Origin of the sequence: Streptomyces afghaniensis (assembly GCF_044327915.1) — a bacterium.
GTDB classification, from domain to species: Bacteria; Actinomycetota; Actinomycetes; order Streptomycetales; family Streptomycetaceae; genus Streptomyces; species Streptomyces afghaniensis.
In genome coordinates this window covers 14,029-29,527 of record NZ_JBIRGJ010000002.1, presented here as the reverse complement: position 1 = coordinate 29,527, position 15,499 = coordinate 14,029, and the positions used below count along the sequence as shown (strand labels likewise).

The 15,499-nt window shown below is 69.0% G+C and carries 9 protein-coding genes; 7 read left to right on the top strand and 2 right to left on the bottom strand.

Annotated features, from left to right (window positions below; genetic code table 11):
• Positions 1–16 precede the first annotated feature (16 nt).
• Positions 17–1,108 (top strand): hypothetical protein, encoded by a 1,092-nt coding sequence (locus tag ACH4G3_RS06375; protein WP_397623415.1) that lies wholly within the window; start codon positions 17–19, stop codon positions 1,106–1,108.
• 113 nt (positions 1,109–1,221) lie between these two features.
• Entirely contained in the window at positions 1,222–1,869 is a 648-nt protein-coding gene (locus ACH4G3_RS06370) for a hypothetical protein (protein WP_397623414.1), read from the top strand.
• Here ACH4G3_RS06370 and ACH4G3_RS06365 read toward each other — a convergent pair.
• Complete coding sequence (locus tag ACH4G3_RS06365) at positions 1,845–2,810, bottom strand: hypothetical protein (protein ID WP_397623413.1); 966 nt, start codon at positions 2,808–2,810, stop codon at positions 1,845–1,847. The genes ACH4G3_RS06370 and ACH4G3_RS06365 overlap by 25 nt on opposite strands.
• 538 nt (positions 2,811–3,348) lie before the next feature.
• On the opposite strand from ACH4G3_RS06365, the gene ACH4G3_RS06360 reads away from it, so the two are divergent.
• Genes ACH4G3_RS06360 through ACH4G3_RS06345 form a run of 4 tightly spaced genes read left to right on the top strand, consistent with a single transcriptional unit; the run spans position 3,349 to position 13,536 of the window.
• Positions 3,349–7,272, top strand: coding sequence for a BREX-2 system ATPase PglY family protein (locus ACH4G3_RS06360; protein ID WP_397623412.1), 3,924 nt, complete (start codon positions 3,349–3,351; stop codon positions 7,270–7,272).
• Complete coding sequence (gene pglZ / locus ACH4G3_RS06355) at positions 7,272–10,070, top strand: BREX-2 system phosphatase PglZ (RefSeq protein ID WP_397623411.1); 2,799 nt, start codon at positions 7,272–7,274, stop codon at positions 10,068–10,070. The genes ACH4G3_RS06360 and pglZ overlap by 1 nt, the downstream gene beginning before the upstream one ends.
• Complete coding sequence (brxD, locus tag ACH4G3_RS06350) at positions 10,067–11,401, top strand: BREX system ATP-binding protein BrxD (protein WP_397623410.1); 1,335 nt, start codon at positions 10,067–10,069, stop codon at positions 11,399–11,401. Before pglZ ends, brxD begins: the two co-directional genes overlap by 4 nt.
• Positions 11,398–13,536 carry a DEAD/DEAH box helicase gene (locus tag ACH4G3_RS06345; protein ID WP_397623409.1) on the top strand — a complete coding sequence of 713 codons (2,139 nt, stop codon included), beginning with the start codon at positions 11,398–11,400 and terminating at the stop codon, positions 13,534–13,536. The genes brxD and ACH4G3_RS06345 overlap by 4 nt, the downstream gene beginning before the upstream one ends.
• Positions 13,537–13,720: 184 nt before the next feature.
• On the opposite strand, the gene ACH4G3_RS06340 is transcribed toward ACH4G3_RS06345, so the two are convergent.
• On the bottom strand, positions 13,721–14,410 hold the full coding sequence (locus ACH4G3_RS06340) for a hypothetical protein (RefSeq protein ID WP_397623408.1): 690 nt from the start codon (positions 14,408–14,410) through the stop codon (positions 13,721–13,723).
• 88 nt (positions 14,411–14,498) lie between these two features.
• Between ACH4G3_RS06340 and ACH4G3_RS06335 the strand changes: the two genes are divergently transcribed.
• The gene (locus tag ACH4G3_RS06335; RefSeq protein WP_397623407.1) at positions 14,499–15,464 is read left to right on the top strand and encodes a GIY-YIG nuclease family protein; all 966 of its coding nucleotides are present in this window, start codon (positions 14,499–14,501) and stop codon (positions 15,462–15,464) included.
• Positions 15,465–15,499 lie beyond the last annotated feature (35 nt).

Genomic DNA, 15,499 nt, shown 5'->3' with positions numbered 1-15,499 from the left:
CTGCCACGCTTCCCACATGAAACAGGCCTACTTATGGTTCGTCTTCAACCTCTGGTTCCTCATCACTCCTTACACGGTGATGGGTTACTACATCCCGTGGATCGGCGGAACGCGCATCCCGGGGAGGCGTCTCGGTCGACTGCCCCTACTGGGAAGCCTCGGTCGGCACAGGTCGAAGGCTCGACTCAGTGCCGTAAAGGAAGCGCTGGGAGACCGCCCCGAGTACCGGGTGCTGGACACCGAAGACCTTCTGAACCAAGTGCACGGCCACGCCACCTGGGCCAAACTGAGCCGAGTTTTCCTGATGGCGCCCGGCGGGCTGGCCATCGTCGCGCTCGCCATCGTCCTCGTACCCACCCCAGGGCACACACCGTCGCTGCTGCTCACCGGCCTCTACGCCATGTTCTTCCTCGTCTCCGTCAGCCTCACCGGAATCGACAGCAGGGCGATCCGCAACGCCGACTCGGCCGGCACTGTCAGCGTCGCCGCCGTGGCGGTCCTGGAATCCTTCACCACGCGAGCCGGCCACTTTTCCGCCAAGTCGACACCGGCTCTCTGGCAGAGCGGGTTGATCGAGGAGCTGTGCAAGGCGCTGGCACGGAGAGCGCATCGGGAATCCCTCGGTGCAGTCCCTGTCAGTCGTCAGGGCATGGCGAACGACACCGCGCACCTTGTGCGCAACCTGCGCCATCGGGCCGAGGTCGTGCACAGCAGCGACGAGGACGAAGCGCGACGAGACAGCCGCGAACATGAACTGGCGTCGTTGATCTGCAGCGTGCTCACCTACAGCAGCCGGCCCCGAGCGCAGGTGAGGGACTTCCGAGTGGTCGACGCCGATCGCCTCAGCGATGTGCCTGATGCGGGCGCGGCAGAAGCGACCGTGCCTTCACTGACAGCGCGCGTGCTGGTCCCACTCGTCTTCATGGGCGCTGTCGTCGGTGTCGCCGTCGTTCTCGGTGTGACCGGGGCCGCAGGCGAGTTCGCCCCGCTGATCGTCTTTGCCATGGCCGCGGCTGCCGCGCCGCTCGCCCACAGATTCGGGGTGACCGTGCTTGATGCCTTGGTCGAGCCGCCCGCCTTGCCCATTGCTCCCCGGAGCCCCGAATAGTAGTCCGTTGGATGAGCCCGCGAGGGCATTCCACCAGGGCGATGTGCCAAGCGCGTACGGGGCTGATAGACAACAGAAGTCGAACCGGCCCCGACCGACAAGGACACGAGGACATGCTGCTTGCCGAGCAGGCTCTCGTCGGGCTGAGGCTGCGAGGGCAGCAGGTGCAGGCCGCCGTCACCGTGTTCGCCGACGAGGTTCGCCGCCGCTCCGACGCCGGCCTCGGGGCCGTCGACAGCCGGGCGCTGCTCACTGTCCTGTACGACCTACCCATGGGCCTCCCCGTACCTCTGGGGTCGCTGGACACGTACGCCCTGCGCGTGCTGCACGCGGCACCTCCCGGCGTCGTAGACATAGGCACGGACGAGAACCTCACCTCGGCCGTACGGCGCCTGGTCCCCGCCACCCGGGTCGAGCTGGTCCTCGTCCACGGCCCCGACGGCATCCCGCCCCGCGAGTGGGACTCCGCCGTCCGGGACGCCTCCCAGTTCGCGCCGTTCTGCGCCCGCGGAGTTGTCGTATCGAAAACCGCGGCATCAGAACATGCCGAGGAAAGCGCATTTCCCGACCTCGACCTCGACCCCGCTCTCGACCTGCTCCTCCTCAAAGCCCGCTTCTACGGCGTCGGCGTCGCCACCCAAAGCCCCCAAGGGCTGCGCTGGCTCCTGGAACCCGCCCCATACCGCCCCCAACGGCACTCACCCGCCCAGTGGCTCTTCCACGAGCAGGCCTGGCGTCAGCTCGGGCCCGACTGGTCCTGACCCCGGGGTTCCTCCGTCGTAGGCAACGGCAGAGGGCTCGGTCGGCGCCAGGCCTGAAGCACCTTCGGGAACGAGACCTCCGTGTCCGTCTGTGTTGCCAGCAGCCGGTGGTGGTCCCAGGAGTCGGCGAGTTGCTGCCGCCACCAGCCCTCGCGCTCGTGCCCCGGCAGCATCGAGTCCAACTCGTCATGCAAGGCGTAGAGTTCGCAGACCGTGTGCTGCAGGGCCGCAAGCACGTCCGCGTCGCTGTCCGTGAACCGGGTGAGAGCCGCGCCCTTGCACACGGCACACTCACACGTCCACGGATCGATATGGGCGAACCAGTCCTGGAGCGTCGCTACGCGCAGATAGCGCAGCAGCCGCCGTACCAGCACCACCGTGTACGGCTTGTGCCCGCCGCCCCCGGTGTCGGGCCGCGGAGCCACACCGAAGCGGAGTACGGCCGACGCCCCGACCGCCGCTCCCAGCGCCCCGTGAGCCATCGCATCGAAGGCCGCGAGGTCGGTCCGCCAAAGCAGCAGGCGCGGACATGACCGGCACAACTGCCGCAAACCTTCAGGGACACGGGATCGCTTGAGGGGATCCTCGTCCGCCTGCATGATCAAAGCCACCGGGTGTCGGCAGGACCGTACCTGCTCCACGAGATGCAGCAGTGACACACCCCGCAGCCACCGATAGCTGCACGGCAGCAACACCACGGTGTCCTCGCGGCGCAGCCGGTTCGCCTCCCTGATCACCGCCTTGAGCACCGCCGCGTCACCCGTCTCGTCGGCCGCGATGAAACACGTGGGCGTCACCGCGAACGACGCCTTGTTCTCGCGCTGCCCGTCCAGAACCTCGTTCACATCGGTCAGGCCAAGCGAGCGCCAGCCGTAACTGGTCCTGAGGCCGAAGGGCGCGTCGGCCGTGGCGACCTCCCGCGTGTGGCTCTCGAGGTCCATGGCCACGACCATGTCGGGGAAGGCGTTGCGGATCTCCCTGCACCTGACCGGTGCGTCGGCGCCGGTCAGTACCAGCCCTCCTGTCCGGGGTCGAACGTGTGGCAGTACATCGATCGCCGAACGATCCCTCACCATGATCAGCAATCGGTCCCGCAACAGCTCATCGATCCCTTCGATCCCGTCCCCCATGAGATCGTCCCCCTAACGGTCATCCGGGCCGCCCCGCAGCTCCTCACTGTCAGAGCCGCGAAACGAGGCCCGCAAGACCGCCTGCCTGCGGTGCAGCCGTTCCAAGCCACGCCATCGGTGCCGTCGGCACGACGTCTCACGCGACCGTGCTCGCCGCATACGCCCCTTTCGTCACGCACAGCGACTGCGGTCCGCTCAATCCTCACCACACGTGACCGAGGCGTCACGGAACTTGCTCCCGGCCTGGGCGCCAGGCATGCCAAGACTGGCAAGATTGGAGGTCGCGCCCGTGTCAGCGTGGTCCGAGTGCCGTTGAGGCCGTCGAGTGAGTAGAGGGAACGAGAGCCGGATGCCCACCAGTGAGCTCTTCCTGCGCGATGTCATCGAGATCAAGGAAGACGTCCATGCCGGCGACTTCAAGATCGAGCTCTCCAGTGGGTTCACCGAGACCGATGCCCGGGTCGCGGAGTACGTGGTCACCGACCAGTTGCAGGACGCCTTCCGGGATGCGCTCAGCCTCGTCAAGACTGCCGTCAGGTCAGGCAACTCGCACGCCGCCTATCTGCACGGTTCCTTCGGCGCCGGTAAGAGCCACTTCCTGACCGTGCTGCACGCCGTACTGAACAACAATCCGGCGGCCCGCGCCAAGCCCCGCCTCCAGGAAGTCATCGCCGAGCACGACGACTGGCTGCGTGACCGGCGTTTCCTGATGGTGCCCTACCACCTCGTCGGGGCGAGCGACCTGGACTCGGCGCTGCTCGGCGGGTATGTGCAAGCGGTACGCACCCAGGAGCCGGGCAAGCCGACGCCCCCCGTCTACCGGGCCGACGCCATGCTGGCAGACGCACGCCGGCAGCGGGAGTTCCTCGCCGACGACGCGAAGTTCGTGCAGTGGTTGGGCGAGGGCGCCCTCGCGGTGGCCCCGGGGGGTGCCGTCGCTGCCGGGGAGGAGGACGAGGACGACCTGGAGGTCCTCGACGCTGGTGACGCACCGGCCAGGAGCAGCTGGACCTCGGCCGACCTCGACCGCGCCTTCGAAGCCCCCGCCGGAGACCCGGACCGGGACGCGCTCGTCTCCGCGCTGCTGTCCGGGCCCATGGCGTCGTACGCCCAGGGCGCCCGCGGCGACAAGGAAGCATTCCTGCCGTTGGAGAACGGCCTGTCGGTCATCTCCCGGCACGCCAAGTCCCTGGGCTACGACGGCGTCGTGCTGTTCCTGGACGAGCTGATCCTTTGGCTGCAGGCGCACATGGGCGAGCAGGACTTCGTCCGTGAACAGGTGCAGAAGCTGGTCAAGCTGATCGAGTCGGGGGACAACGACCGTCCGGTGCCGATCGTGTCGTTCATCTCCCGGCAGCGTGACCTGTCGCAGCTGATCGGCTCGGACGTGGCCGGCGCCGACGTCCAGAACCTGGAACAACAGATCACCTACCTGGCCGGACGCGTCGAGGTCGTCGACCTCGAGGACAGCAACCTCGTGGAGATCATCAAGCACCGTGTGCTCGCACCCAAGCCGGGGATGGAGCAGGTGCGCGACGACGCTTTCAAGATCGTCGAGTCGTCGAAGGACGAGGTGCGGCAGGTCCTGCTGGACGCGCACGGGCGCACCGACGCCGACTGGGACGACTTCCGCACGGTGTATCCGCTCTCTCCCGCGCTGCTCAACGTACTCGTCGACCTGTCTGGTGCCCTGCAGCGGGAGCGGACCGGTCTGAAGCTGGTGCAGGAGCTGCTGAAGCGGCGCCGCGACGACCTCAGGATGGGCGACCTGATCCCCATAGGTGACCTGTGGGACGTCATTGCCGAGCGCAAGGGCGAGGCGTTCACCGCCAAGCTGCGCAAGGAGTCGGAGATCGCGGACCGGTTCCACGCGCGCGTGCAGGCGCATCTGCTGCAAAAGTACGGATCCGTCGACCATCCGCATTACCGCCGTGACGACCGGCTCATCAAGACACTGCTCCTCGCCGCCCTCGCGCCCAACGTGCCCGCGCTGGCGCGACTGACCGGCGGCCGCCTTGCCGCGCTCAACCACGGCACCATCAAGACCCGTGTCGGGTCGGCCGGTTCCGTCGCGGCCAAGGCGCTGAAGGAGCTGCAGGCCGCGGAGTTCGGTGAGTTGCGCAGCGAGGGCGACAGCACGGGTGACCCCGTCTTCCACCTGCACCTGTCGGACGTCGACGTCGAGCCGCTGCTCGAAGAGGTGCAGGGCAGCGCGGACCAGCCGGGCCTCAGGCGGCAGTGGATCAAGGATCAGCTGTGGGCGGCACTCGGCATCCGGGACACCCAGGCGTTCGTGTGCGAGCGGGACATCGTGTGGCGGGGGACCAAGCGGACCGCCGAGTTCGTCTTCGGCAACGTACGGGATCCGCATCTTCCGGACGAGCAGTTCCAGCCGCAGACCGACGGCAACATCCGCTTCGTGCTGGACTATCCCTTCGACGACGGCCAGCACTCGCCCATGGACGATGTGCAGCGCATCGAGTCCCTGCGGCGGGCGGGCAAGGACGAGGCCACCGTCGTATGGCTGCCGGACTTCTTCTCCGAGCAGAAGCTGACCCAACTCGGGCGGCTGCTGAAGATTAACTACCTGCTGGAGCGCGACCGGCTGGACGAGGCCACCGCCACCCGCTCCGCCGACGAGCGCATCCAGATCCGCCACCAGCTCAAGGCGCAGAGCGAGAACCTCACCTCGCAACTCACTGCCGTACTGCAGCAGCTGTACGGCATCGCCAAGGCGGAGGCGGCCAACATCGGCGCCGAGGTGCCCGAGCGCCAGCACCTGTGGTCCCTCAAGTCCGGCTACACCAGGACGCGGCCCGAGGCTGGGGCCGGCTTCGAGCAGAACTTGTTCATCATCGCGGACGAGCTGTACGCCGTGCTCTACCCGAAGCACCCCGACTTCGACCCGGGTGCGGCTCCGGGGCCCGCCCGCCGTGCTATCACGCCGCGCGAGCTGAAGACCGCCCTCGAATGGATCGGGCGGGCCATGGAGGACGGCTCCCGCCGGGTGGTCGTGGACGGGCATCAGCTGGCGACCGTCCGGAAGATCGTGCACGCCCTAGGCCTCGGCGAGGTCCACGACGGGCCGCTCAACCTGACCTTCGACTGGCGGCTGCGCATCAACCAGAAGGCCGCCGACGCCCAGGCCGGACCGGACCTGTCCGTCGAGGACATCCGCACCTGGATCCGCGAGCTCGGCTACACCGGCCTGGAGAAGAACGTCGTCAACCTGATCATCGCCACGTACGCGCTGCTCGACGACCGGACCTGGGTCTACCAGACCTCGCCGCTGCCACAGGCCCCCGAGCTGGAACGGATCGGCCCCGGCTACGGACTGCGGGCTGTCGAACTCCCCAGTGAGGAGGAGTTCGCCACGGCCCGGGAGCGGGCCGGAAGGATCTTCGGCGTCCCCGTGCCCCCGGTGCGGTTCGCGCGGAACGTCGCCAAGCTGGCCAGCGGAGTACTCAAGGAGGCCGCGGAGTACCGCGAGCACGTCGACGGCATGCGGACCTCCCTGCGCAAGCACGCCGAAGCCCTCGGCCTCAGCGGGCCGCACGGCGCGGACGCCCCGCGCATGAAGTCCACCGACGCGGCCGCCGACCTCATCGCCCGGCTGGTGCGCCTCGGCGACTCCACCGCGGTCGTGCGCGAACTCGCCGCTGCCGCTTACGACGTGACGGACCAGGAGATCGGGACCGCCCTCAAGCAGGCCCCCGAAGTGCTGCGCGCCCTCGACGGCACCAACTGGCGGCTCCTCGCGAGCGTGCGTGCCTTCGCGGAGCGTGACGACAGCGTGGGGGACCGGGCGGCACGGCTGATCGAGGCCGTGCAGGACACCGCGAACGACCACGAGCAGGTGCGCTCGCTCGTGCCCGTGCTCGACCGGCTCCAGGAGCAAGCCCTCGGCCTGGTCAACGAGGTGGCGCGGCTGGCCCAGGTCGCCCAGCCGGTAGCGCCGCAGCCCCGGCCGACCGCGGACGACGTCAGCCTCACCGAACACGGGCAGCCGACGGTCTCCTCCGACTCGGGCGCGGCGTCCGACGGGGCACGGCAGCCGGACACGCGCGACGAGTCCCAGGGCGGTGGCGCCGTGCGTACGCCGAACCCTCGCACTCCGCATGTGGTGGAGCCGACGCGGCTGGAAGCGACCCTCGCCGCCACGCTAGCCGACGTACAGGACGAGATCAGGCTGTACGTCGAGGCGCACCCCGGCACCCGTATCCAGGTCTCCTGGCAGCCGGTGCCCGCAGAAACCGAGGAGACCGGGCGCTGATGGCCGCAACCCCGCCGCCGGTCGGCCGCCGTACGGTCGAGGCACTCCTCGCTGCCTATGCCAAGGGGCTGAAGGAACGCAGGCTCGTCCTGGTGCACGGAAGGTACGCGGACAACGCCCCGCCGGAGTTCAGCGTCAAGCTGGGGGAGGAGACCCGGCGGGTCCGGGTGAGTCACCAGTCCTCCGTGCTCGGCATCCTCGGCGAATGGGCTGAGCACCAGGCGAAGTCGGCCGACGCCGACCTGCTCGTCGTGACCACTGAGGTCGACGACGACCAGCTCGGGTGGGACCTGCGCGGTCATGCCGTGAAGCGGCAGACCCTCACCGTGGACAACGCCGAGATCGTCATGCAGCGGTTCGGCGCCACGAGCCTCGACCCGCGCATGTACGCGCGCGAGGAGGCATGGCTGCTCGAAGCCCTGCTCGATGCCGAACCGGGCCAGGGCTGGGAACGCGGCCGTGCCGTCCTGACCCGCGATGCCGCCGTGCGTGCGCTCGTCGTGGCCAGACTCGGGCTCGGCGGCGACGGGAACGGCGGTACGGCGGGGCAGGACGTCGCCGTCGACGCGGACACTCTGCTCGCCTGGTCCCGTACTCCCGCGGGGCCACTGCGCTTCGCCGAGCTGGGGCAGACCGAACGCACCGAGATCAAGAAGTGGCTGGGTGAGACAGCGGGCCAGGCGGTGCCTGTCCTCATGTCTCTGGTGGAGGCCGGGCGCGGACACGACGCGATGGCTCTGGGGCTGCTCGGCGCCGCCCTGCGCGACCCCGCCGCGAGCCCGGACACGGTGCTGGCCCTCGGCGGGCTCTTCGGGCAGGTGATGCCGCGCCGCAGTGAGCTGCAGGCCTTCACCGAGGCGGTCGAGGGAACGCTGATCCGCTGGATCGGCGAGGCTCACGGCAATCCCGCAGCGCGGCAGCGAGTCTTCGCCGTTCTCGACCGTGCCGACCAGCTGGCCGCGGAGGCGGGGCTGACCTCGGGGCTCGTGTCCAACCGCTTCCTGCCGTCAAGTTTCACGGCGCAGCTGCGCCACGTGACCGCCGCGGCCCGACAGTCGCCGACAGCGGCCCAGGCCGCACTCGACGAGCTGAACGCCCACGCGCTCGTGAAGCTGTATACGGACCGTTACCGGGCAGCCGCCATGGCCGTGCGCATCGCACGCTGGCTCGCTCTCCCCAAGCCCCGGGTCGCCTCCGTCGTGGCAGGCGTCGCGATGCATCTCGCGGACTGGGGATGGGGCGATCGGGCGTTGGCCGTGCTGTGGGCCGGCGACCCAGGGGGCGATCAAGGCGTGGCACAGGACTTCCGTGTGCTGTACGAACTGGCGCAGGCCCAACGTGAGCGGCTGGACGAGGAGTTCGCCGGGCGGCTGGCCGCCTGGACGGAGAACGCCACGGCTCAGTTCCCCGGTGGCTGCCTGGTCGTGGAGAACGTGCTGTCTGAAGCGGTCAAGCCGGTCGCCGCCACGGGCGCGGCACCCCTGGTCCTCGTCCTGGACGGCATGAGCAGCGCGGTCGCCGTACAGCTCGGCGAGGAGGCCGAGCGCGAAGGATGGACCGAGGCAGTTCCCAGGCCCCCCGAGGGACAGGCCCTCCGGCGCCTCGCTGCCGTGTCGATGCTGCCCTCGGTCACCGATGTCAGCCGTGCGTCTCTGCTCACCGCTTCGGCCACCAAGGGCGGACAGGCCACGGAGAGCCGGGGATTCGCCGCGTTCTGGAAGACGCAGCGCAGGGAAGCGGTCCTCTTCCACAAGGCCGGCATAGGGGGAGATGCCGGGCGCTACTTGTCCGAGGACGTCGTGGCCGCACTCGCCACCGACGCGGTCGTCGGCGTCGTACTGAACACCATCGACGACGCACTCGACAAGGGCCAGCAGGGGCAGCGGACTCGCTGGAGCCTCGACGACATCACCTATCTGCGCGAGTTGCTGGCCGCGGCCAAGGGATACGGCCGCCCCGTCGTGCTGGTCGCCGACCACGGCCATGTGCTGGAGCGCGGCACCAGCGACGGACCGGCCAACAACGCGGGAGGTGCGGCAGCGGCCAGGTGGCGTACGGGGACGGCCCGTGACGGCGAAGTTCAGCTGACCGGTCCTCGCGTGTGGGAGGGCGGCGGCACCATCGTCGCTCCCTGGCGCGAGGACATCCGCTACACCGGCCGCAGGGCGGGTTATCACGGCGGGGCGTCTCTGGCAGAAGTGACGGTGCCGGTACTCGTACTCCTCCCGGACAAGGCACTGATGCCCAAGGCATGGGAGGTGCTGCCGCGTGAGCAGGCGACGCCGGGGTGGTGGCAGTGGTCGGTGCCTGAGCCGGTGGTCGAGCAGACTGTGACTGCGGTCGAGGAGAGGCCGAAATCGGCGGTCAGGCCCAAGGCCGGCACCAGACGGGCGCAGCCCGACGGCGAAGGTCTCTTCGCTGAGACTGACCTCGATCTGCCGCCCGGGGGAAAAGCCGCAGCGCGCGAAACCCCGACCACCCTCGGTGCGCGCGTCGTGGCCAGCGAGGTCTACGAAGCCCAAAAGGAATACGTCCGGAAGGCGCCCGAGGCCAACGTGGTGGCTGCCGTCATCGACGCGTTGGCCGAGGCGGGCGAGACCATGTCGCCGGCCGCGCTCGCCTCCGCGGTCTCCGCGACCGGCCGAGTGCGGCGCAACATCGACGGTTTCATCGCGACTCTGCAGCGACTGCTGAACGTCGAGGGATATCCCGTACTCGGGTTCATCGACGCGGGGCACACCGTCCGACTCGACGTGAAGCTGCTGCGCGACCAGTTCTTCCCGAAGGAGAGAAAGTGAGCTCCGCACCCGAGGTCAGCGCCGTCCGGCGACAGGAAGTCGTCGACGCGCTGCGACGCGGCACTGTGCCGCACTCCGGCCTCGACCTCTTCGCCGTCGGTCTCGACCGGTTCGCCAGCGCCCTCGACGAGGACGTGGCCACGGTGGCGCGGGGCGGGGCCGCCTTCCACGCCATCCGCGGAGAGTACGGATCCGGCAAGACCTTCTTCGCGCGTTGGCTCGCCGAGCGGGCCAAACGTGCCGGGCTCGCCACGGCCGAGGTGCAGATCTCCGAGACGGAGACGCCGCTGCACCGGCTGGAGACGGTGTACAGGAGGCTCACAGAACGGCTGTCCACGGCGACGCACCAGCCCAGCGCGCTGCGCGCGATCATCGACTCCTGGTTCTACACGCTGGAGGAGGAGGTCCTCGACAACGGGGACGTCGATGAGGAGGACGAGACGGCGCTGGGTGAGGCCGTCGACACGCTGATGGAGCGCAGGCTTGCCGAAGTCGCACGCACGACACCGGCGTTCGCCGCGGCCCTGCGCGGTTATCGGCGTGCGGTCACCGCCGGGGACGCGGTGACGGCGGAAGCCCTCATCGCCTGGCTCGGCGGCCAGAAGTCCGTCGCCGCATCGGCTCGCAGAGCCGCAGGGGTACGTGGCGATCTCGATCACTTCGCGGCGCTCGGCTTCCTGCAGGGCCTGCTCACCGTGCTGCGCGACTGCGGCCATCCCGGCCTGCTGCTCGTCCTCGACGAGATCGAGACCCTGCAACGGGTGCGCGGCGACGTACGGGAGAAGGGGCTCAACGCGCTGCGGCAGCTCCTCGACGAGATCGATGCGGGGCGCTTCCCCGGGCTGTTCCTCGTCATCACGGGAACCCCCGCTTTCTTCGACGGCCAGCAGGGCGTGCAGCGGCTTCCGCCGCTCGCTCAGCGGCTGGCGACCGACTTCACCACGGATCCGCGTTTCGACTCCCCGCGCGCGGTCCAACTGCGGCTCGCCGGCTTCGACCTGGAGCGGCTCGGCGAGCTGGGCAGGCGTGTGCGCGATCTGTACGAGGGGGTAGCACGCCATCCGGAGCGGATCGGGCAGCGCGTGGACGACACGTATCTCATGGAGCTGGCCACGGCCGTCACCGGTGGGCTCGGCGGCAAGGTCGGCGTCGCCCCTCGTGTCTTCCTGCGCAAGCTCGTCGCCGATGTGCTGGACCGAGTGGACGAGTTCGACGAGTTCGATCCGCGCAAGCACTACGCGCTGACCATTTCCGACATCGAGCTGACCGAGGTGGAACGCAACGCTGCGGCGGCCGATCGCCCCGACGACATCGACCTGGAGATGCCGTGAGCGGCATCGACGACCTGGAACCCGCGCTCGTCCACCACATCGTCAACACACTCGGCTGGCCCGGACTGCGTCCGCTGCAGGAGGAGGCCATCGGGCCGCTGCTGGCGGGCGACGACGCCATCCTGCTGGCGCCCACCGCGGGTGGGAAGACCGAGGCCGCGTCGTTCCCGCTGCTGTCGAAGATGATGCAGCACAGGTGGTCGGGGACCTCGGTCCTGTACGTATGTCCACTCAAGGCGCTGCTGAACAACCTGCTGCCCCGGCTGGAGACGTACACCGCGTGGCTCGGGCGCACCGCCGCCCTGTGGCACGGGGACGTCACGTCGACGGCACGGAAGCGGATTCTCGCCGCGCGGCCCGATGTACTGCTCACCACACCGGAGTCGCTGGAGGCGATGCTGGTGAGTGCCAACGTCGACCACGCCTCCTTCTTCTCCGGATTGCACACCGTGATCGTCGACGAGGTACACGCTTTCGCCGGGGACGACCGGGGCTGGCACCTGCTCGCAGTGCTGGAGCGGCTGCAGCGCGTCGTCGGGCGTCCCGTCCAGCGCGTGGGGCTGTCGGCCACGGTCGGGAACCCGGAGGAGCTGCTGGAGTGGCTCCAGGGATCCGGGGCGGGGAAGCGGCCGTCAACAGTGGTGGCACCGCACCTGGCTGAGCCGAAGTCGGGGGCATCGGCAGCGACGGCACCACCCCCCGCGGACGTTCAGCTCGACTACGTAGGTTCCGTCGACAATGCCGCCATCATGATCGCGGCCCTGCACCGCGGCGAGAAACGACTCGTCTTCTGCGAGTCCCGCAGGCTCGTCGAGGAACTGGGTGAGAAGCTGCGCGCCAAGGGGGTGACCACCTTCCTCTCTCACGCCTCCCTCTCCGTCGACGAGCGCCGGCGTGCGGAACAGGCCTTCGCCGAGGCCCGCGACTGCGTCATCGTTTCCACGAGCACCCTCGAACTCGGCATTGACGTCGGAGACCTGGACCGTGTCATCCAGATCGATGCCCCGCTAACCGTCGCCTCCTTCCTGCAACGGCTCGGCCGCACGGGACGCAGGCCCGGAACGTCCCGCAACTGCCTCTTCCTCGCGCTGGACCGTGATGGACTCCTCGGCGCGGCGGCCCTTCTCCTGCAGTGGTCGCGCGGTTGGGTGGAGCCCGTCGTCGCTCCGCCGGAGCCGCGGCACATCGTGGCCCAGCAGCTTCTCGCCCTGTGCCTGCAGGAACCGCAGGTCGGGGACCGTCTTTGGCAGGAGTGGTGGAACGGCCTCGGCCCGTTCGGCCAGTCCGCGGAACCGATCGTTCGGCACCTGGTCGACAACGGTTACCTGGACCGGGACGGAGGACTCCTGTTCATCGGTCCCGAGGCCGAACGGCGCTTCGGGCACCGGCATTTCATGAACCTCACGGCGGTGTTCACCGCGCCTCCGCAGTTCACCGTGTTGCAAGGCCGCCGGGAGATCGGCAGGACCGACCCGAGTCTGCTCACCGAACGGATCGACGGACCACGGCGGCTGCTCCTGGCCGGGCGGAGTTGGCAGGTCACGTACATCGACTGGAAGCGCAAGCGGTGCTTTGTCGAACCCGTGGACGGCGGCGGCAGAGCGAAGTGGAGCGGTGCCGGGCTCGACTTCGGTATCTCCTTCGAACTGACGCGCGCGGTACGGGAAGTGCTCCTCGGGGCCAACCCGCCGGTGGATCTCACGGCGCGTGCGGAGAAGTACCTGGCCGAGTCACGGGAAAACTACATGGAAGAGGTGCACCCCGGAGGCACGGTGATCACTCGCGGCTCCGGCGGATACGTGAAGTGGTGGACCTGGGCCGGCCATCGGGCCAACGCCACGCTGGCGGCGACGCTTGCCGAGGTGGCCGTACCTGCGCAGCAGATCAACGACTGCTGGATCCGTCTGCGTGAGGACCTCAGCCCCGATGCCTGGAAACAGGCTGCGGTTGCCGGCCCAGACCAACTGTGCCTGCCGGAGGTCGACGAGCGGGCGGTCAAAGGACTGAAGTTCGCGGATGCCCTGCCACCCAGGCTCGCCGAGTCGACGCTGGCGAGGCGGCTGGCGGATCTGGAGTCGGCAACGCAAGTGCTCACCGAACCTGTGCGCTTCGTTGTGCGTCCACGATGTGCCTGACCCTCGGCCGGAGTTGCGTCAGGCCGTAAGACTTAGGCCAAGCGGGCTCTTGGCGAGCCTCAAGGTCGTCGGCACGCCAGGCGTCGCGATGACTCTCCCGCGCTCAACTCGCCCAGAGTGACGGTTGATCGCCGGCACACTCCCCCCGACACCGAGGCCGTCGAGCGCCGCGGCCAACTTCCGCCTACCTCCCGAGGTCGTGCTGCCGCTGCTCCAGGCACCTCACCCACAGCGCATGAGCCGCCCAGGCCTCCCGCAGCGACTTCTGTGCGAATTGCTCGTCCGCGAAGCCGGTCCTTGCGGCCCGCTGCACGACGGTGACCAGATGATCGGCAACGGCTGACAGGCGTTCCCTGTGCGCCTCTTCCAGCTGCGGTGCGAGCTCCGCCCCGCGGTCGGCTATCGCCAGAAGATCGTCATACTCCGCATCGTCGCCGTACGTGGATGGCACCCCGCGCAAGTCGGTCTCGCGAAGCCGGGACACCTCGGCCGGCGACGCGTCGTCCTCGGCGGCCGCCTCCCGGCCCAGAATCCGATTCAGCAGGCGCAGCGTCGCCACCGACTGGCCTACCTCCCCAGCGATCACGTCAAGAGCTGTCAGTTCCGCTGCGACCTCTTCCCGGGCCTCCCTGCTGAGCAGTTCCCGCAAGCGGTCCGCGGCACCCTCGCCGTGGGCACCGGCCTCATCGATCACACGGTCGCAGGCGTTCAGCTCGGCGAACGCCCGCTCCGCTGTGGCGATCGAGGCCCTCAGCATGCCCGCCGTGTCCTCGTCGAAGAAACCCACCGCACCCCGCAGTTCGGCCACCGTCATGGGCACCGCCTCCAGCAGGTCCTCGATGCGAGGCCCACCGACGGGCAGCCTGCTGTCCATGTTCTGTCCCCCTCGCTTTGCGGCCACCCGTGAGAAGCGGCCGGATGTGTGCGAAACGTGAACATCACTGTCACGCGCACCTCAGAATATGCATGTGATCACACACGACACGGGCTTCGTCTACGTCATGCGGAATCCTGCGATGCCCGACATGGTAAAGATCGGCCTCACTACGCTGCTACCGGAGGAACGTGCAGCGAAGATCTCCAGCCACGAGGGTGTGCCACTGCCGTTCGAGGTCGTCTTCCGGGCGCTGACCATGCGCTGGCCCAAAGTTGAAAAGCTTGTCCATCAGCGTCTGGGTAAAAAGCGGGTCAACCCGCGGCGGGAGTACTTCTCAGTCTCCGCGGACATCGCCGTGGAGACCGTCCGCGAGTGCGTGCTGGAGGTCAACGGCAACGACGCCTGGGAGGTCGGGGAGATCCATCCCATCGGCGGTGAGGACCGCATCGCGCTCTCCCTGGAGGCGGGCGAGGTCTTCGTCCTGCTGGCCCAGCCGTCGTTGTTCGGCGGGGGCGGGTGGGAGCCGCTCGATCTCTGGCAGGCGCACGCCGACGGCGACCAGTTGGAGATCTATTCTGCGGACGGGCCGGATGAGGTCGCCGGGTTCAGCGACGGTGACGTGGGCGGTGACGACGACCCCGTGCCCCATCTCGACGCCGCGGGGAACGTCGCCAACGGGGTACTCATCGGCCGTGAGCGCCTCGCGCCGGGTGACCGCATCCTGTGGATGAGGGACGCGGAGAAGCCGGGGGCGTGCAGAGGCGTGCTCTTCGAGGCCCGGGAGTACTGCCAGATCGCGTGCCGCACGTGGAACCCCCGGGTGACCTCGCACGGGATGCCTCTCATCCTCAACCACCTCGAGCGCGACCCTTCGCCCGCCATGGTTAATGTCTCCCAGCTCGCCCTCCGACTTCCCGGCCCGCGCACCTGGGCGCCGCGCCCAACGACCCGCGAGGAGCTGGCCCTCCCTCTACCCGGTCCCGAACGCTGGCTCCCCCAGCTCAGGCCGAAGAAGGACCGCCCTCCCCGCCGGGGCAAGCGTTCAGCCTGACCAGCGTGGCTGTCACTCCCCCCACCTAGGCTGCT

Excerpts from the sequence above, each read along its gene's own strand:
- ACH4G3_RS06375 (WP_397623415.1), top strand. The coding sequence starts at position 17 with ATGAAACAGGCCTACTTATGGTTCGTCTTCAACCTCTGGTTCCTCATC.
- ACH4G3_RS06370 (WP_397623414.1), top strand. The coding sequence starts at position 1,222 with ATGCTGCTTGCCGAGCAGGCTCTCGTCGGGCTGAGGCTGCGAGGGCAG.
- ACH4G3_RS06365 (WP_397623413.1), bottom strand. The coding sequence starts at position 2,810 with ATGGACCTCGAGAGCCACACGCGGGAGGTCGCCACGGCCGACGCGCCC.
- ACH4G3_RS06360 (WP_397623412.1), top strand. The coding sequence starts at position 3,349 with ATGCCCACCAGTGAGCTCTTCCTGCGCGATGTCATCGAGATCAAGGAA.
- pglZ (WP_397623411.1), top strand. The coding sequence starts at position 7,272 with ATGGCCGCAACCCCGCCGCCGGTCGGCCGCCGTACGGTCGAGGCACTC.
- ACH4G3_RS06340 (WP_397623408.1), bottom strand. The coding sequence starts at position 14,410 with ATGGACAGCAGGCTGCCCGTCGGTGGGCCTCGCATCGAGGACCTGCTG.
- ACH4G3_RS06335 (WP_397623407.1), top strand. The coding sequence starts at position 14,499 with ATGCATGTGATCACACACGACACGGGCTTCGTCTACGTCATGCGGAAT.